General features: G+C 73.1%; 15 protein-coding genes. 9 read left to right on the top strand and 6 right to left on the bottom strand.

The features are described 5' to 3' along the window. Positions 1–8: 8 nt before the first annotated feature. The 6 genes from ACZ5WK_RS37040 to rny all read left to right on the top strand — a co-directional run bounded on the left by ACZ5WK_RS37040 (position 9) and on the right by rny (position 6,134). Positions 9–563, top strand: a complete 555-nt coding sequence (locus ACZ5WK_RS37040) for a GNAT family N-acetyltransferase (RefSeq protein ID WP_465554430.1) — start codon at positions 9–11, stop codon at positions 561–563. A gap of 33 nt (positions 564–596) precedes the next feature. Further along, entirely contained in the window at positions 597–791 is a 195-nt protein-coding gene (locus ACZ5WK_RS37035; protein WP_396323813.1) for a DUF3046 domain-containing protein, read from the top strand. Positions 792–989: 198 nt separating this feature from the next. Beyond that, the gene (locus tag ACZ5WK_RS37030) at positions 990–2,255 is read left to right on the top strand and encodes an AI-2E family transporter (RefSeq protein WP_465554455.1); all 1,266 of its coding nucleotides are present in this window, start codon (positions 990–992) and stop codon (positions 2,253–2,255) included. Positions 2,256–2,409: 154 nt separating this feature from the next. After that, a complete protein-coding gene (gene recA / locus ACZ5WK_RS37025; protein WP_405361477.1) occupies positions 2,410–3,525 on the top strand; it encodes a recombinase RecA in 1,116 nt (371 codons plus the stop codon). A gap of 7 nt (positions 3,526–3,532) precedes the next feature. Further along, positions 3,533–4,492 (top strand): recombination regulator RecX, encoded by a 960-nt coding sequence (gene recX, locus ACZ5WK_RS37020; protein ID WP_465554427.1) that lies wholly within the window; start codon positions 3,533–3,535, stop codon positions 4,490–4,492. 187 nt (positions 4,493–4,679) lie between these two features. Continuing rightward, the gene (gene rny / locus ACZ5WK_RS37015; RefSeq protein WP_465554425.1) at positions 4,680–6,134 is read left to right on the top strand and encodes a ribonuclease Y; all 1,455 of its coding nucleotides are present in this window, start codon (positions 4,680–4,682) and stop codon (positions 6,132–6,134) included. On the opposite strand, the gene ACZ5WK_RS37010 is transcribed toward rny, so the two are convergent. From ACZ5WK_RS37010 to ACZ5WK_RS36990, 5 genes are all read right to left on the bottom strand, one after another. Then, a complete protein-coding gene (locus ACZ5WK_RS37010; RefSeq protein ID WP_465554423.1) occupies positions 6,115–7,851 on the bottom strand; it encodes an FAD-dependent monooxygenase in 1,737 nt (578 codons plus the stop codon). The two genes, rny and ACZ5WK_RS37010, sit on opposite strands and share 20 nt — an antisense overlap. Positions 7,852–7,997: 146 nt before the next feature. Further along, positions 7,998–8,849, bottom strand: coding sequence for an amino acid ABC transporter permease (locus ACZ5WK_RS37005; protein ID WP_465554421.1), 852 nt, complete (start codon positions 8,847–8,849; stop codon positions 7,998–8,000). 73 nt (positions 8,850–8,922) lie between these two features. Further along, on the bottom strand, positions 8,923–9,573 hold the full coding sequence (locus ACZ5WK_RS37000; protein ID WP_396323806.1) for an amino acid ABC transporter permease: 651 nt from the start codon (positions 9,571–9,573) through the stop codon (positions 8,923–8,925). A 50-nt stretch (positions 9,574–9,623) separates the two neighbouring features. Then, on the bottom strand, positions 9,624–10,526 hold the full coding sequence (locus ACZ5WK_RS36995) for a glutamate ABC transporter substrate-binding protein (protein WP_465554419.1): 903 nt from the start codon (positions 10,524–10,526) through the stop codon (positions 9,624–9,626). Positions 10,527–10,705: 179 nt separating this feature from the next. After that, positions 10,706–11,479, bottom strand: a complete 774-nt coding sequence (locus tag ACZ5WK_RS36990; RefSeq protein ID WP_465554417.1) for an amino acid ABC transporter ATP-binding protein — start codon at positions 11,477–11,479, stop codon at positions 10,706–10,708. Between the two features lie 387 nt (positions 11,480–11,866). On the opposite strand from ACZ5WK_RS36990, the gene ACZ5WK_RS36985 reads away from it, so the two are divergent. Continuing rightward, positions 11,867–12,619 (top strand): response regulator transcription factor, encoded by a 753-nt coding sequence (locus ACZ5WK_RS36985; protein WP_465554415.1) that lies wholly within the window; start codon positions 11,867–11,869, stop codon positions 12,617–12,619. A gap of 6 nt (positions 12,620–12,625) precedes the next feature. Beyond that, positions 12,626–14,068, top strand: a complete 1,443-nt coding sequence (locus tag ACZ5WK_RS36980) for a sensor histidine kinase (protein ID WP_465554414.1) — start codon at positions 12,626–12,628, stop codon at positions 14,066–14,068. Between the two features lie 114 nt (positions 14,069–14,182). On the opposite strand, the gene ACZ5WK_RS36975 is transcribed toward ACZ5WK_RS36980, so the two are convergent. Beyond that, positions 14,183–15,202, bottom strand: coding sequence for a TAXI family TRAP transporter solute-binding subunit (locus ACZ5WK_RS36975; protein WP_396323801.1), 1,020 nt, complete (start codon positions 15,200–15,202; stop codon positions 14,183–14,185). A 116-nt stretch (positions 15,203–15,318) separates the two neighbouring features. Between ACZ5WK_RS36975 and miaB the strand changes: the two genes are divergently transcribed. Continuing rightward, a complete protein-coding gene (gene miaB / locus ACZ5WK_RS36970) occupies positions 15,319–16,821 on the top strand; it encodes a tRNA (N6-isopentenyl adenosine(37)-C2)-methylthiotransferase MiaB (RefSeq protein WP_396323800.1) in 1,503 nt (500 codons plus the stop codon). Positions 16,822–16,928: the final 107 nt, after the last annotated feature.

Below are 16,928 nucleotides of genomic sequence, written 5' to 3'. Positions count from 1 at the left end.
ATCGGACCATGACCGTCCACCTCGCCACCGAGCGGCTGGTACTGCGCCGCTTCACCGCCGCCGACGCCGACCGCCTGGTGGAGCTCGACGGCGACCCCGAGGTGATGCGCTACCTCACCGGCGGCCGCCCCACCCCGCGCGACGTGGTCGAGGGCACCCTGCTGCCGCTCTACCTCTCGCACTACGAGCGGTACGGCGACCTCGGCTGGTGGGCGGCCGAGGAGCGGGCCGGCGGGGCCTTCCTGGGGTGGTTCGAGTTCCGCCCGACGAATCGGGCGGACCGGGGCGAGGTCGAGCTCGGGTACCGGCTGCGCCGGGCGGCCTGGGGGCACGGCTACGCCACCGAGGGCGCGCGGGCGCTGGTCCGCCACGGCTTCACCGGGCTCGGCGTGCGCCGGGTGGTGGCGTACACGATGGCGGTCAACGGCGGCTCGCGGCGGGTGATGGAGAAGACCGGCCTCCGCTACGTCCGCACCTTCCACGAGGACTACCCGGAGCCCGTCCCCGGTACCGAACTGGGCGAGGTCGAGTACGCGCTGGAGGCGGCCGACTGGCGGCCTTAGGGCCTCCGGCGGCGGTCCGGGATACTGGTGCGCATGAGGCTGACGGAGTTCTGGCGGCGGATGTACGCGCACTTCGGCGAGGTGTACGCGGAGTCCTTCGCCACCGACCACGTGATGACCGAGCTGGGCGGGCGGACGGTGCGTCAGGCCCTGGAGGCGGGCTGGGAGGCCAAGGACGTCTGGCGGGTGGTCTGCGACACCCAGGGCGTGTCGGCGCAGTTGCGCTGAGCGGGCGCCCGGCGCCCGGTGCTCGGACGGGCGTCGGGCATGGGACAGACTGTCCGAGTGACAAGCAGCGCAGAACCGAAGAATTCGGACAGGTCGGCGCGGGCCGTCGACGAGGCCGCGGGACCGCCGCCCGCATCCGCATCCCCATCCGCACCGGAGCCGGCCCGGGGAGTGGCCGACGGGCTCTGGGGCACCGGGATGCCGCGCTGGCTTCCCCGGGCGATGGTGCTGGCACTGCTCATGGTCGGGCTGTTCCAGCTCGCCGACTGGGCCTTCCACCAGCTGATCGACCTCTTCGTGATGCTGCTGGTGGCCTTCTTCCTCTCGCTGGCGCTGGAGCCGGCCGTCGACCGGATGGCGGCCCGCGGGGTGCGCCGGGGCGTCGGCACCTTCCTGGTCTTCGTCGCGGTGGCGGTCGCGGTGGCGGGCTTCCTGGCCGCGCTCGGCACCCTGCTGGTCGACCAGGTGGCGAAGATCGCGGTGGACCTGCCGCACCTGCTCGACAACCTGATCAACTGGGCCAACCGGACCTTCCACCAGGACCTCTCGCTGGACGAGCTGCAGAAGAAGCTGCTCAAGGACTCCGGCGCCATCGAGACCTACGCCCAGCAGGCCGCCGACAACGTCTGGGGCGTCTCCTCCACCCTGATCGGCGGGCTCTTCCAGGCCTTCACGGTCGGCCTCTTCACCTTCTACTTCACCGCCGACGGCCCCCGGGTGCGCCGGACGGTCTGCTCGCTGCTGCCGCCCGCCAAGCAGGGCGAGGTGTTGCGGGCCTGGGAGATCGCGCTGGCCAAGACCGGCGGCTACCTCTACTCCCGGGCGCTGCTCGCGGTGGCGTCGGCGCTCGCGCACTGGGTGATGTTCGCGCTGCTCGACCTGCCGTACTCGGCGGCGCTGGCGGTCTGGGTCGGCGTCATGTCGCAGTTCGTGCCCACCATCGGGACGTACCTGGCGGGCGCGCTGCCGGTGCTGGTCGCGCTCACGGTGGAGCCGGTGGACGCGCTCTGGGTGCTGGTGTTCGTGGTGGTCTACCAGCAGGTCGAGAACTACCTGCTGCACCCGCGGATCACCGCGAAGACGGTGGACGTGCACCCGGCGGTGGCGTTCGGCGCGGTGATCGCGGGCGCGGCGCTGCTCGGGGCGGTGGGCGCGCTGATCGCCATCCCGGCGGCGGCCACCCTGCAGGGCTTCGTCGGGACGTACGTGCGCCGGTACGAGGTGGCCACCGATCCGCGGATCGACCGGGGGGCGCAGCGGCGTGCCCGGCGGGAGCTGCGCCGGGAGGCGGCGCGGCGGCTGCGGCGGATGGTCGGGGCGGGGTCCGGGCCGGGAGGCGGTCAGGGCGACGGCTGGAGTGACCGTGGGAACGAAGGCCGGAACGCGGCTCGGAGCGACGATCAGGGGGCTGACCAGCGGTCCGAGGCGGACCGGGGCTCGGAGGGCAGGGGCGGGGAGCGGTAGTTCGAATGGGTGAGGCTTGAATCGAACAGATGTTCTTTGTACTCTCCGGCGAGGAGTTTTCCACAGGCAGAGCCCGGTCAGGGCCGTTTGTCAGTGGGACGCGCTAGCGTCGAGGACGATGAAGCGCACAGCACAGAACCCGAGGGTGGAAGCCATGGCAGGTACGGACCGCGAGAAGGCCCTTGAGACCGCACTCGCTCAGATCGAGCGGCAGTTCGGCAAGGGCTCGGTGATGCGCCTGGGCGAGAAGGCCAACGAGCCGATCGACGTGATCTCCACCGGATCCACCGCACTGGACGTCGCCCTCGGGGTCGGCGGCATCCCGCGTGGCCGGGTGGTCGAGATCTACGGCCCCGAGTCCTCCGGCAAGACCACGCTGACCCTGCACCTGGCGGCCAACGCCCAGCGGGCCGGCGGCACGGTCGCCTTCGTCGACGCGGAGCACGCGCTCGACCCGGAGTACGCCAAGAAGCTCGGCGTGGACACCGACGCCCTGCTGGTCAGCCAGCCGGACACCGGTGAGCAGGCCCTGGAGATCACCGACATGCTGATCCGCTCCGGCGCGATCGACCTGGTGATCATCGACTCCGTCGCGGCCCTGGTCCCGCGCGCGGAGATCGAGGGCGAGATGGGTGACTCGCACGTCGGTCTGCAGGCCCGGCTGATGAGCCAGGCGCTGCGCAAGATCGCCGGTGCGCTGAACCAGTCGAACACCACCGCGGTGTTCATCAACCAGCTCCGCGAGAAGATCGGCGTCATGTTCGGCTCGCCGGAGACCACGACCGGTGGCCGGGCGCTGAAGTTCTACGCCTCCGTCCGTCTGGACATCCGCCGGATCGAGACCCTGAAGGACGGCACCGAGGCGGTCGGCAACCGCACCCGGGTCAAGGTCGTCAAGAACAAGGTCGCGGCGCCGTTCAAGCAGGCCGAGTTCGACATCCTCTACGGCGTGGGCATCAGCCGCGAGGGCGGCCTGATCGACATGGGTGTCGAGCACGGGTTCATCCGCAAGTCGGGTGCCTGGTACACCTACGAGGGCGACCAGCTGGGCCAGGGCAAGGAGAACGCCCGCAACTTCCTGAAGGACAACCCGCAGCTGGCCGACGAGATCGAGAAGAAGATCAAGAGCAAGCTGGGCATCGGTCCGAAGACGGAGGAGCCGGCCGTCGAGGCCGAGGCGCCGACCGCCGACGGCGCTGCCAAGCCGATCACCGCGACCGCCGCCAAGACGGCCGCGGCGAAGAAGACGGCGGCGGCCGCCAAGGCCTGAGCCGTTGATGCAGCACGACATGGTGGGCGGCGGCCCGGCGGGCCCGGAGGATGACGACGACTACGGTCCGCCGGACTGGTTCGCCGCGGTGGCGGAGTCGGAGCCGGTACGGGTCCCGCGGCGGGCATCGGGACTGAGCCTGGCGTCGGGCCCGGGAGAGCCGGACGGCGGGCTCGGCCTGGTGTCCGCGTCCGAGCTGCCCACCGGGCGGCGCCGGCGTCGTTCGGCGCTGGTGCAGGAGGAGCCCCCCGGCCATCGCGCCGGGGGAGGGGCGGCCGGTCACGGGGGTGCGGCCGCCCCTGCCTCCCCTGCCGCAGGGGCGCGCGGCCGTCGGGCCCGCGGCCGGGGCCGGACGGACGACACGGCGTCGGAGGCTCAGGGCGGCGAGGGCCCGGCGGAGAAGCCGCGCCGGGCGGCGCGTGCGGGCAGGGCGGAGGAATCGGCCGATCCCGAGGCCCGCGCCCGGGACATCTGCCTGCGGCTGCTCACCGGAGCGGCCAAGAGCCGCAAGCAGCTCGCCGACGCCCTGCGCAAGCGGGAGATTCCGGACGAGGTCGCCGAGCAGGTGCTGACCCGGCTGGAGGAGGTCGGGCTGATCGACGACGCGGCCTTCGCGCGGGCCTGGGTGGAGTCCCGGCACGCCGTCCGGGGGCTCTCCCGGCGGGCGCTGGCCCAGGAGCTGCGGACCAAGGGCGTGGCCGGCGAGCTGGTCGAGCAGGCCGTCGCACAGCTCGACCACGACGACGAGACCGAGGCGGCCCGGGCGCTGGTCGAGCGCAAGCTCCGGGCGACCCGCGGGCTGGAGCGGCAGGCCCGGATGCGCCGGCTGGTCGGCGTGCTGGCCCGGCGCGGCTACTCCGAGGGCCTGGCCTTCCGGGTGGTCCGCGAGGCACTGGACGAGGAGGCTTCGGGGGCGGGCCCGGAGGAAGAGGACGTGGACGGAGCACCCGCTGACGGGTGGGAGTGACGGCGGTGTGGTGTGGGAGTTGGCCAACTCCCAGTCCAGTCTTGACCGTTTCGTAACCTGCGCTTAGCCTCGCACTCAGTGCGGGAGTGCGTCGATCACGCCTCGGCCGCGCCTCGGGCAGCCATGCCCGGGCCCGGTCGTGGTTGGTCCCGGACGGCGTGCCGTGCAGGGACGGGGAGTGGCCAGGATGAGGATCGCGCTGAGCACCGGAACGGTCGCCTCCCTGCTCTCGGCGGTGGTGCTGATCGCCGTCGTGGCGTCGGCCTGGCTGATGGTCAGACGCCTCCGGAGCGCCCAGCGGCGCGCCATGGCCGAGACCGAGCGGGCCCGGCGGTGGGCCGAGGAGCAGGCCGAGCAGCTGCGGGCCGAACTCGACCGGCGCGAGGAACGGTTGACCGAGGAGCTGCGCCGGCTCCGGGCCCGGGAGGGCGAACTCGCCGAGCGTTCGGCCGCGTTGGAGCAGGCCCGGGGCGAGGCTGCCGAGCTGGTGCGGCGCCGGTCGGCGGCGCTGGAGCGGGCCGCCGGGCTCTCGGCCGGGCAGGCCCGGGCCCAGCTCGTCCGGGAGGTCGAGGCGCAGGCCCGGCGCGAGGCGGCCGTGACCGTCCGGGAGATCGAGCGGGCGGCCAAGGAGGAGGGCGAGGAGCGCGCCCGGGGGATCGTCGCCGGGGCCGTCCAGCGGCTGGCGGCCGAGCAGACCGCCGAGACGGCGGTGTCGGTGTTCCGACTGCCGAACGAGGAGATGAAGGGCCGGATCATCGGCCGCGAGGGCCGCAACATCCGCGCCTTCGAGGCGGTCACCGGCGTCAATCTGATCATCGACGACACCCCGGCCTCGGTGCAGCTCTCCTGCTTCGACCCGGTCCGCCGGGAGACCGCCCGGCTGACCCTGGAGCAGCTGGTCGAGGACGGCCGGATCCACCCGATGCGGATCGAGCACCTCCACGAGCGCAGCCGCGAGGAGGTCGGGCGGCGCTGCGTCCGGGCCGGAGAGGACGCACTGCTGGCGGTGCGGGTCGGCGCGATGCACCCGGAGCTGGTCCGCACCCTCGGCACGCTGCGCTACCGGGCCTCGTACGGGCAGAACGTGCTCGGGCACCTGGTGGAGTCGGCGCACCTGGCCGGGATGATGGCCGCCGAGCTCGGGGTGGACCCGGAGCCGGTGCGCCGCTCGGCCCTGCTGCACGACATCGGCAAGGCGATGACGCACGAGGCCGAGGGCAGCCATGCCGCGATCGGCGCGGAGTTCGCCCGGCGGCACGGCGAGTCCGCGGACGTGGTGCACGCGATCGCGGCCCACCACGGGGAGGTGGAGCCGCGGACGGTCGAGGCGGTGCTGACCCAGGCCGCCGACGCCTGCTCGGGCGGCCGGCCGGGCGCACGCAAGGAGTCGCTGGAGGTTTACGTGCGCCGGCTGGAGCGGCTGGAGGAGATCGCCCGGGCACACGACGGGGTGGCCAAGGTGTACGCGATGCAGGCCGGCCGCGAGGTGCGGGTGATGGTGCGGCCGGAGGAGGTGGACGACCTCGGGGCGCAGGTGATCGCCCGTGAGGTCGCCAAGCAGGTGGCGGAGGAGCTGACCTACCCGGGGCAGATCCGGGTCACGGTGGTCCGGGAGAGCCGGGTCACCGAGGTGGCCCGCTAGGCGAGTCCACCGGCGAGTCCACCGGCTCGCCGGCGGGCGCTGCGGACTCCGCGCCGCCGGTCAGCGGCTGCGGCCCGCCCCGGGCCCCGTCCGCCAGCGCCTGGAGGTCCTCGGCGGCCGCGCCCTGGGTGACGCCGACCAGGTGGCCGTCGGGCCGGATCAGCAGCACGGTGTGCGGCCCGGCGCCCGGGTACTCCTCGGTGACCAGCACCTCGGCCGGCACCGGCAGCGCCGCTGAGACCTCGGCCAGCCGGGGCATCAGCCCGGCGCCCAGCCAGTGCTCGGCGGACCAGACCGTGGTGCCGGGGGCGACCAGCAGCAACAGGAAGGTCGAGCCGAGCCGGGCGTGCAGCTGGTCCGGCGTTCCGTCGGTGGCGAGCACCGGCAGGTCCGGGACGAGCACGCCGGGGGAGGTGGCGGGCAGCAGTTCGCTGAGCGAGGTGCTGCCGCGCGCGCCGCGCTGGACGGGCACCCGCCCGGGGACGCCGGAGGGGGCGGCCGGGTAGGCGGGGGCGCCGCCGAAGCGTCCGGTGCCGAGCTGGCCGTCGGCGAGCAGCGGCGCGTGCTTGCGGAACGAGCCGCTGATCAGCGAGCGGCGGGTGGCCTGCCAGCCGCGCAGCGGGCGCAGCAGCGGCATGGCCTGGTCGACGGCGCGCAGCCGGGCGCCGACCGCGCCGCGCCGCTCGGACTCGTAGCCGTCGAGCAGCGAGCCGCCGGGCTGGGGGCCGCCGGAGTGGAGGTGCCAGGCGAGGGCGAGCCGCCAGGCGAGGTTGTCGGCGTCGCGGAGCCCGTCGGTGAGGTTCTGCATGCCGAGGGCGCCGTGCAGGTGGGCGGCGTCGCCGGCGAGGAAGCAGCGGCCGCTGCGGAACCGGGCGGCGAGGCGCTGCTGGGCGGTGTGGTCGGCGGCGGCGAGCAGCTCGTACCGGGGGAGTTCGCCGCACCAGCCGGTGAGCGTGGCGGTGACCCGGGTGAGCAGGGTGTCGCCGGTGACGATGCCGGGCCAGGTGGCGTGCGGGTCGACCGGTTCGGTGGGCGCGGGTCTGCCCGGGGGCAGCCGCCAGTCGAGGCGCCAGACGCCGTCCGGCAGCGGGCGGGCGGAGGCCTCGCGGTCGCCGCGCCACGGCGGCTCGCGGTGCAGCCGGGCCTCGGTGAAGGGCAGGTCGACCCGGACGGTGGCGATGGCGTTGCGGTCGACGGCCGGCCGCCCGGGGAAGCGGATCTTCAGCAGCTTGCGGACGGTGGAGCGGGCGCCGTCGCAGCCGACCAGGTGGCTGCCGCGCCACCAGGTCTCGGTGCTGTCCCGGGGATTGCGGGTGTGGACGCTGACGCCGTCGCGGTCCTGTTCGAGCCGGGTGACCCGGCTCAGCGGGACCAGCCGGACCAGCGGGGTGCCGGTGAGTGCGTCGCGCAGGCCGCGCTGGAGCCGGTGCTGGGGCAGGTGCAGGACGGGGGTGTCGGCGAGGTCGATCCGGAGCACCTCCTGGCGGCGGCGCCAGATGGCGAAGGCGTCCCACTGGGCGGCGTCCGAGACGGCCCTCGGGTAGCCGATCCGGGTCAGGAAGGCGGCGGTGTCGGCCCCGAGGACGACGCTGCGCGGGCCCTCGGGGCAGAGCCCGGAACCCTCGTCGAGGACTATGGTCGGCACCTCGTGCCGGGCCAGCGCGAGGGCCAGGGCCAGGCCGACCGGCCCGGCCCCGACCACGATCACCGGGTCCATGCCGGGACCTCCGGGCGCGGGCCGGCCGGTGCGGTGCCGTCCGGGACCTCCGGGCATGGGCAGGCCGACGGGGTGGCGTCATATGCCGCGAGGATGGTCCCGGATGGTGTCACGAAGAGCAATGCAACAGTTCACCTGCGTGTCCGTCAAGCAGCAGCCGATGTGCGCCGGTTCGCGCCGCGACGGCCGCGTGCTTCGATCCACCGGGCGAGCGCCGTGAGCAGCAGGCACATCGCGATGTAGATGGGCCCGATCACCAGCACCACGGGGATGTAGGGGAAGCCCGCCGCGTTGATCGGCTGACTGGCGATCGCCTTACCGACGAACAGCAGCTCGTGGTAGGTGATGATGAAGCCGAGTGAGGTGTCCTTCAGGGTCACGACCAGCTGGCCGATCATCGTCGGCAGCATCGAGCGGACCGCCTGCGGCACCAGGATGGTGGTCATCACCTGGGTCTTGCGCAGGCCGAGCGCGTAGGCCGCCTCGCCCTGGCCGCGCGGGACGGCGTTGACGCCGCTGCGGATGATCTCGGCCTGGACGGACCCGTTGTAGAGGGTGAGGCCGAGCACCAGCGCCCACATCGGCTGCTTGGCGAAGAACGCGTAGTAGAGCGCGACGATCAGGATGAGCAGCGGCATCGCCCGGAAGAACTGGACGAAGGAGACGGCCGCCCAGCGCACCGGCTTGTGGTCGGAGAGCTGTCCGGCGGCCAGCAGCGCGCCCAGGGCGAGCGAGAATAGCGCCGCCAGCCCGAAGGCCTCCAGGGTGGACACCAGGCCGTCGACGATCCGCTGCTGGACGGCGGTGTACTGGAACACGTCCCAGAGCTGGGCGTCGAACTGGCCGTTGTCGGCGAGGGCCGAGAAGGCGTACCAGAGCAGCCCGGCGATCGCGACCAGCGACAGCACGCCGAACAGCCGGTAGCGGGAGCGGGCCCGCGGGCCGGGTGCGTCGTAGAGGACGCTGGCCGTCGACGGGCGGCTGAAGAGGGAGCTCATGCGTCCACCTCGCTTCGCCCGGCAGGGGCGTGCGCCGACGCGCACATCTCCGTCATTCGCTCGCTTTGCTCACTCATCGGGCCACCGCCAGTCGGTCTTCCAGGAAGCGGAACAGCACGGCGACTGCGGCGCTGATCACCAGGTAGGCGCAGGCCACCCAGAAGAAGATCGCGAAGATCGAGTAGCCGCGCTCGGAGAACGTCTGCTGCACGCTGTACAGCTCGGCGACGCTGAACGCGCCGGCGATCGCCGAGTTCCTCGGCAGCGCGATGAAGACGCTGCTCATCGGGGCCAGCACCGTCCGGGCGGCCTGCGGCAGGACTATCTGGGTGAGCGTCTGGCCGAAGGTCATGCCGAGGCTGCGGGCCGCCTCGGCCTGGCCGAGCGGCACGGTGTTGATGCCCGAGCGCAGCACCTCGCAGACGAAGGACGCGGTGTAGCTGCCCAGCGCCAGCACCGCGAAGGTGAGGTGGCTGAAGTGCACGCCGAGCGGCGGGAGCCCGAACGTCACGGCGAAGAAGAGCACGGTCAGCGGGGTGTTGCGGAAGAGCGTCACCCAGCCGGTGCCGAAGGCGCGAAGCACCGGGACGGGGGAGACCCGGAAGGCCGCCAGCAGGGTGCCCAGCAGCAGGGCGAGCAGTGCGCTGAGCGCGCTCAGCTCGATCGTCTGCAGGAAGCCGTCGCGGAACAGCGCGAAGTTGCCGTCCTCGAACAGGAAACCCATCCGGCGGCCCTCCTCTCAGGAGTGGTCAGGAACGTTGGTCAACGGGCGGATCAGTACCGCTCCAGGGCTGGCGGCGTGGGCGCGGCCGAGCCGGAGAGGCCGAGGGTGGCGTCGTACGCCTTCTTCCAGTCGCCGTTGTCCTGGTGGGCCTTGAGGGCGTCGCTGATCGCGGCCCGCAGCGCCGCGTCGTCCTTGTTCAGGCCGACGCCGTAGTTCTCGGTGGTGAACGGCTTGCCGACCACCTTGAGCTTGGGCGCGTACTTGGAGGCGTAGCCCTTGAGGATGGCGTCGTCGGTGGTGACGGCGTCGACCTCGCCGGACATCAGCTTCTCGACGCAGGCCGAGTAGGTGTCGAACTGGGTGATCTTCGGCGAGTACTGCTGGATGTTCTTGATCGAGGTGGAGCCGGTGGCGGTGCAGACGTTCTTGCCGTTGACCGACTCCGGGCCGGTGATGGCGGTGTTGTCCGACTTCACCAGCAGGTCCTGGCCGGCGATGTAGTACGGGCCGGCGAAGGAGACCGACTTCTTGCGCTCGTCGTTGATGCTGTAGGTGCCGACGTAGAAGTCGATCTGGCCCTTGGAGATGGCAGGCTCGCGCTGCGAGGAGACCAGGGTCACCCACTTGATCTGCTGCGGGCTGAAGCCGAGGTCGGCGGCGATCATCTTGGCGATCTCGATGTCGAAGCCGCTGCGGTCGCCGCTGGCGACGTCCTCGAAGCCGAGGTTCGGCTGGTCGGCCTTGGCGCCGATGATCAGCTGGCCGCGCTTCCTGGCCTCGGTGAACACCTGCGAGTCCACCTTCGGGTCGGTCTTGACCGTGTAGGTGGGCAGCTTCGGGGCGTTGCTGGCGCCGGCGGCGGTGTCACCGGGCGTGCCGTCCTTGCCACAGGCGGCGGTGGCGGTCAGCGCGATGGCGCAGAGCGCGACGGCGAGGGTGCGACGGGTCTTCATGAGGGTAGCTCTCCTCGGGCTGGGCCACGGGTCGACCGGGCTCTGGCGACAGGACGTTGGCCGGGGTCGGCGGGGTCGGGCGGCGGCGCCCTTGCCACTGCCGACGGGTGCCGGCCCGGTAGGTCGGGAAGACCCGGAAGCTCCGGGACGTCCGGGAAGGCCGGGAAGGCCGGGGACGGTCAGTGGTGCAGGATCTTGGAGAGGAAGTCCTTCGCGCGGTCGCTGCGCGGCGCGGTGAAGAAGGCCTCGGGGGTGTTCTGCTCGACGATCCGGCCGTCCGCCATGAAGAGCACGCGGTTGGCGGCGGAGCGGGCGAAGCCCATCTCGTGGGTGACGACGACCATCGTCATGCCGTCGGCGGCCAGCTGGCGCATGACCTCCAGCACCTCGTTGATCATCTCCGGGTCGAGCGCCGAGGTGGGCTCGTCGAAGAGCATCACCTTCGGGTTCATCGCCAGTGCCCGGGCGATCGCGACGCGCTGCTGCTGCCCGCCGGAGAGCTGGGCCGGGAACTTCGCAGCCTGCGCGCCGACACCGACGCGCTCCAGCAGCTCCTTGGCGGTGGCCACGGCCTTCTCGCGGGCGATCCCGCGGACCTTGACCTGGCCGAGCACCACGTTCTCCAGCACCGTCTTGTGCGCGAACAGGTTGAAGCTCTGGAACACCATGCCGACCTCGGCCCGCAGCCGGGCCAGCTCACGGCCCTCGGCGGGCAGCGGGCGGCCGTCGATGGTGATCGTGCCGGAGTCGATGGTCTCCAGCCGGTTGATCGTCCGGCAGAGCGTCGACTTGCCCGAGCCGGAGGGGCCGATCAGGACCACCACCTCGCCCTGCTTGATCTCCAGGTCGATGTCCTGGAGCACGTGCAGGGCGCCGAAGTGCTTGTTCACCCCGCTCATCACCACCAGGGGGGCGGCTGCGGCGCTGGAGTCCTTGGTGAGGCTCTCGGTCATCGCGCCTGCTCCCTGGTATCGGCCCGAGAGCTGAACTCCCTTGGGCGGCAATGGTGATAGGAAAGCCGGGGGCCGAGGCCGGCGGAGCCGCGGCCCCCGGTGGGGTGACCATAGGAGCGCTGGCGATGTCACGTCAGCCGATCTGAGCGGAACTTGAGGATCACGATCCGGCCACACGCCGGGCGCGGGCCGTTCACGAGTCCCGGACGGGGGCACGGTGACAGCGGGCACCCGCCCCGCCGCACGGCGTCCCGCAGGGGTCCGGGACATGGCCGAGCCTGGCGTCCGGCGCTCCGCTGGCCCATACTGCGCAGAACCGGGACCTGCCCGGTGGGGGCCCGTGAACATCACGTGACACCCCGGGAACCGTCCGGGAGAGGAGGAACGATGCGACTGCTGCTCGTCGAGGACGACGAACGCGTGGCCGCCGCGCTGGTCGCGGTGCTCGGGCGTCACGGCTTCCAGGTCAGGCACGCCCGCAGCGGGCACGAGGCGCTCGACGCGCTGGTGCCGGACGGCAACGAGCCGTACCGGGTGGTCCTGCTCGACCTGGGGCTGCCCGACCGGGACGGCTTCGAGGTCTGCAGCCGGATACGGGCCGGCAGCGGCGTACCCGTGATCATGGTGACCGCACGCGCCGACATCCGCTCCCGGATCCACGGCCTCAACCTGGGCGCCGACGACTACGTCACCAAGCCGTACGACATGGGCGAGCTGCTCGCCCGGATCCACGCCGTGGCCCGGCGCGGCGCCGCGCCCGCCGCCGTCGCGGCGCCCGCACCCGACACCGTGCCGCAGCAGCGGGGGCCGCTGGAGTCGCGCGGCATCCGGATCGACCGCGAGCGCCGCCGGGTCAGCGTCGACGGCCGGGACGTGCCGCTCACCCGCAAGGAGTTCGACCTGCTGGCGCTGCTCGCCCAGAGCCCCGGCGTGGTCTACCGCCGCGAGCAGATCTTCAGCGAGGTCTGGCGCAGCGGCTGGGAGGGCAACGGCCGCACCCTGGAGGTGCACATCGGCTCGCTGCGCACCAAGCTGGCCCTGCCCGGCCTGGTCGAGGCCGTCCGGGGCGTCGGCTACCGGCTGATCCCCGAGTCCCCGGCCACCGCCGCGGACGCTCCCCAGGCCCCCGCGGAGCACTGACCGTTCGTGCGTACCCGCCTGCTCGGCATTCTGCTCGCGCTGATGCTCTGCGTCCTGGCCGCCCTCGGGCTGCCGCTCGCCGCGGCGGTCGCGGCCGCCGAGCAGACCCGGGTGGTGGTCGACCGGCTCGACGACGCGGCCAGGTTCGCCCAGGACCTGCCCACCTCGGGCGTCTCCGCCCTGGACTCCGCCCTCAAGGGCGACCTGGAGCCCGCGCCGGGCGACCTCAGCCGCCGCCGCGCGCTGGACGCCGAGGTGGCGCGCTACCACGACCTGTACGGCGTCCGGCTCGGAATCTTCCAGCGGGACGGCGTCCCGATAGCCACGGCCCCGGCGGACTGGCGGGTGCCGGTCGCCGGCTGGGGCGAGCAGGCCTTCCAGGAGGCGCTGGACGGGCGGCGCAGCCACAACCCGCCGCAGGTCTGGCCGTGGACCTCCGACCGGACGCTGACCATCGCCACACCGGTGGTCCGGGACGGCGACGTGGTCGCGGTGGTGCTCAGCGAGTCCCCGACCGGCGCACTGCGCACCCGGATACTGCACCGCTGGCTGGTGATCGGGGCCGGTGAGGCCGCCGCCATGATCGTCGCGGTGCTGCTCGCCGTCCGTCTCACCGAGTGGGTGCTGCGCCCCGTCCGGACCCTGGACCGGGCCACCCACGACATCGCCACCGGCCGGATGAACGCCCGGGTGGCGCCCGGCGGCGGCCCGCCCGAACTCCAGCGCCTGGCCCGATCGTTCAACGAGATGGCCGACCACGTGGTGCTCGCCCTGGACCAGCAGAAGGCCTTCGTCGCGGACGCCTCGCACCAGCTGCGCAACCCGCTGGCGGCGCTGCTGCTGCGGGTCGAGGTGCTGGGCCTGGAGCTGCCCGAGGGCCACGACGAGGAACTCGGCAGGGTCCGCGAGGAGGGCGTCCGGCTCGCCCGGGTGCTGGACGACCTGCTCGGGCTGGCCACCGCCGAACACGCCCGCCCGGAGCCCGAGCCGACCGACCTGGTCGCGCTCACCCTGGCCCGGGCGGACGCCTGGCGGCCGGTGGCGGAGCAGCGCGGGATCGAGCTCGGCTGGGAGGGCCCGGCGCTGGCACTCGGCATGGCGGACCCGATCGGCTTCGGCAGCGCGCTGGACGCGGTGATCGACAACGCGCTCAAGTTCGGCCCGGCCGGCACCCGGGTGCGGGTGCTGGTCGCGGTGCGGCGCAGCGAGGTCGCGGTGACCGTCTCGGACGCCGGGCCCGGCCTCACCGAGGAGGAGGCGGCCCGGGCCGGCGACCGGTTCTGGCGCAGCGCGCGGCACCAGAACGTGGACGGCTCCGGCCTCGGCCTCTCCATCGCCCGCACCCTGCTCCAGGCCGCCGGCGGCTCGCTCACCTTCGCGCCGGTCCGGCCGACCGGTCTCGCGGTGACCCTGGCGGTGCCGAGGGCGGAGAAGACCCGCAGGACCTAGGCACAGGGCCTCCACCGAGCGGCGGTGGCGCCTCTGGGGCTTCGCCGAGCCGGTGGGTGGCACCTCCGGGGCTTCACATCACCTCTGCGGCTTCACGAGCCGGTGGTGGCACCTCTAGGGCTTCACCGAGCGGTAGTAGCGCGCCGCGCCCTCGTGCAGCGGGAGCGGGTTGGTGTAGACGGCGGTGCGCAGGTCGACCAGCTGGGCGGCGTGCACCTCGGAGCCGATCTGGTCGCGGCTGTCTATCACCGCCCGGGTCATGCCCTGGACCAGGTCGGTGTCCACGTCGTCCCGGGTGATCAGCAGGTTGGGCACGGCCACGGTGGCGACGGCGTCCTTGGGCTCCGCGTTCGGGTAGGTGCCCTTGGGCATGGTGGCCGCCCGGTAGGCGTCGGTACCGCCGCCCTCGACCCGGTGGACGGCCTCGGCGAGGTCGCCGAGCGGCACGATCCTGATCTTGAACTGTTCGGAGAGCCCGGTGAGCGCGCCGGTCGGCAGCCCGCCGGACCAGAAGAAGGCGTCGAGCTTGCCCTCGCGCAGCCGCTCGGCGGCGTCGCCGACGCCGAGCATGGCCGGCCGGATGTCGTGGTCCGGGTCGAGTCCGGCCGAGGAGAGCAGCCGCCGGGTCACCAGGTTCACCCCGGACAGGGGCTGGCCGACGCCGACCCGCAGGCCCTTCAGGTCGGCCGTCCGGTGCACCGGCGAGGAGGCGGGCACGACCAGCTGGAGGTAGTCGTCGTAGAGCCGGGCGATCGCCCGCAGCCGGTCCCTGCCCGGCCCGGAGTACTGGGCGACCGCGTCGGCGGTGGCGATCGCGAAGTCGTCCTGGCCGCTGGTCACCCGGGCCAGGTTGTCGATCGAGCCCTCCGAGTTGTCCAGCTGCAGCCGCACCCCCGGCATCGCCTTGGCGACGTGGGTCTCCAGCAGCTGCCCGTACCGGTCGTACACCCCGCCCCGCACGCCGGTCGCGAAGCCCACCGCCCCGCGCGGGTAGTCCGGGGTACGGCCGGCCGAGAGCCACCAGCCGCCGAGGGCGGCCACCACCAGCACGAGGGCCAGCACCGCCCGCCAGAGCGGGCTGCGCGCCGCCGCGCGGAGGGTTGCGCCGACTCGGGGCGCGGAGCTGGGGGCCATGCAGGGATAGTGCCAGGCGCACGCAGCGAACGGGAGGGGCGGCCGCGCGGCGGCGGCCGCGGACGGGTGGGGACCGGTGGGGAAAACCGATTCGCGGCTGCCCGTACCCTGGTCTGGTGAGCGGTGAGAGCGGATTGAAGAGCTACAAGGTCGTGACCTACGGCTGTCAGATGAACGTCCACGACTCCGAGCGGCTGTCGGGCCTGCTGGAGGACGCCGGATACGTGAAGGCCGGGCAGGACGGCGACCCGGACCTGGTCGTGTTCAACACCTGCGCGGTGCGCGAGAACGCCGACAACAAGCTGTACGGCAACCTCGGGCAGCTGGCGCCGGTCAAGAGCCGCCACAAGGGCATGCAGATCGCCGTCGGCGGCTGCCTGGCCCAGAAGGACCGCGACACCATCGTCAAGAAGGCCCCCTGGGTCGACGTGGTGTTCGGCACCCACAACATCGGGCACCTGCCCGCGCTGCTGGAGCGTGCCGCGGTCGAGCGCAGGGCCCAGGTCGAGATCCTGGAGTCGCTGGAGACCTTCCCCTCCACCCTGCCCACCCGCCGCGAGTCCGCGTACGCCGCGTGGGTGGCCATCTCGGTCGGCTGCAACAACACCTGCACCTTCTGCATCGTCCCCGCGCTGCGGGGCAAGGAGGAGGACCGCCGCCCCGGCGACGTCCTCGCCGAGATCGAGGCGCTGGTCGACGAGGGCGTCATCGAGGTCACCCTGCTCGGCCAGAACGTCAACGCCTACGGCTCCGACCTGGGCGACCGCGAGGCCTTCTCCAAGCTGCTGCGCGCCGCCGGGCAGATCGAGGGCCTGGAGCGGATCCGCTTCACCTCGCCGCACCCGCGCGACTTCACCGACGACGTGATCGCCGCGATGGCCGAGACCCCGAACGTGATGCACCAGCTGCACATGCCGCTGCAGTCCGGCTCGGACACCGTGCTCAAGGCGATGCGCCGTTCGTACCGGCAGGAGCGCTTCCTCGGCATCATCCGGAAGGTGCGGGAGGCGATGCCGGACGCCGCGATCTCCACCGACATCATCGTGGGCTTCCCCGGCGAGACCGAGGAGGACTTCGAGCAGACCATGCACGCGGTCCGCGAGGCCCGCTTCACCAACGCCTTCACCTTCCAGTACTCCAAGCGCCCCGGGACCCCGGCCGCCGAGATGGAGGACCAGGTGCCGAAGGCCGTCGTGCAGGCCCGCTACGACCGGCTGATCGCGCTCCAGGAGGAGATCTCCTGGGAGGAGAACAAGAAGCAGGTCGGCCGCACCCTGGAGATCCTGGTCGCCGAGGGCGAGGGCAAGAAGGACGACAGGACCGACCGGCTCTCCGGCCGCGCCCCCGACAACCGGCTGGTCCACTTCACGCGGCCGTCGGAGCCCGTCCGCCCCGGCGACATGGTCACCGTGGAGATCACCTACGCCGCCCCGCACCACCTGCTGGCCGAGGGCCCGGCGCTCGCCGTGCGCCGCACCCGGGCCGGCGACGCCTGGGAGAAGCGCCAGGCCAAGCCGGCGGCCGGCGCCCCGACCGGGGTCATGCTCGGCCTGCCGACCGTCGGCGCCCCGGCGGCGCTGCCGCTGGCCGCCCCGGCGGGCGGCTGCTGCGGCGACTGACCGCTGCTCGTGGCGGGGGGGGGGGGGGGGGGGGGGGGGGGGGCGGGGGGGGGGGGGGGGGGGGGGGGGGGGGGGGAGGAGGGGGGGGGGGGAGGGGGATCACCATG

This window comes from Kitasatospora sp. NPDC032757, from assembly GCF_055579305.1.
The sequence above is the reverse complement of the archived record's forward strand: the minus strand, read 5'-3'. Positions and strand labels throughout refer to the sequence as shown.

What these genes read in the sequence shown, in the direction of transcription:
- rny (WP_465554425.1), top strand. Translation starts at nt 4,680, where the DNA reads ATGAGGATCGCGCTGAGCACCGGAACGGTCGCCTCCCTGCTCTCGGCG.
- recA (WP_405361477.1), top strand. Translation starts at nt 2,410, where the DNA reads ATGGCAGGTACGGACCGCGAGAAGGCCCTTGAGACCGCACTCGCTCAG.
- ACZ5WK_RS37035 (WP_396323813.1), top strand. Translation starts at nt 597, where the DNA reads ATGAGGCTGACGGAGTTCTGGCGGCGGATGTACGCGCACTTCGGCGAG.
- ACZ5WK_RS36995 (WP_465554419.1), bottom strand. Translation starts at nt 10,526, where the DNA reads ATGAAGACCCGTCGCACCCTCGCCGTCGCGCTCTGCGCCATCGCGCTG.
- ACZ5WK_RS37040 (WP_465554430.1), top strand. Translation starts at nt 9, where the DNA reads ATGACCGTCCACCTCGCCACCGAGCGGCTGGTACTGCGCCGCTTCACC.
- ACZ5WK_RS36975 (WP_396323801.1), bottom strand. Translation starts at nt 15,202, where the DNA reads ATGGCCCCCAGCTCCGCGCCCCGAGTCGGCGCAACCCTCCGCGCGGCG.
- ACZ5WK_RS36990 (WP_465554417.1), bottom strand. Translation starts at nt 11,479, where the DNA reads ATGACCGAGAGCCTCACCAAGGACTCCAGCGCCGCAGCCGCCCCCCTG.
- ACZ5WK_RS37005 (WP_465554421.1), bottom strand. Translation starts at nt 8,849, where the DNA reads ATGAGCTCCCTCTTCAGCCGCCCGTCGACGGCCAGCGTCCTCTACGAC.
- ACZ5WK_RS37030 (WP_465554455.1), top strand. Translation starts at nt 990, where the DNA reads ATGCCGCGCTGGCTTCCCCGGGCGATGGTGCTGGCACTGCTCATGGTC.
- ACZ5WK_RS37010 (WP_465554423.1), bottom strand. Translation starts at nt 7,851, where the DNA reads ATGGACCCGGTGATCGTGGTCGGGGCCGGGCCGGTCGGCCTGGCCCTG.
- ACZ5WK_RS37000 (WP_396323806.1), bottom strand. Translation starts at nt 9,573, where the DNA reads ATGGGTTTCCTGTTCGAGGACGGCAACTTCGCGCTGTTCCGCGACGGC.
- ACZ5WK_RS36985 (WP_465554415.1), top strand. Translation starts at nt 11,867, where the DNA reads ATGCGACTGCTGCTCGTCGAGGACGACGAACGCGTGGCCGCCGCGCTG.
- recX (WP_465554427.1), top strand. Translation starts at nt 3,533, where the DNA reads ATGCAGCACGACATGGTGGGCGGCGGCCCGGCGGGCCCGGAGGATGAC.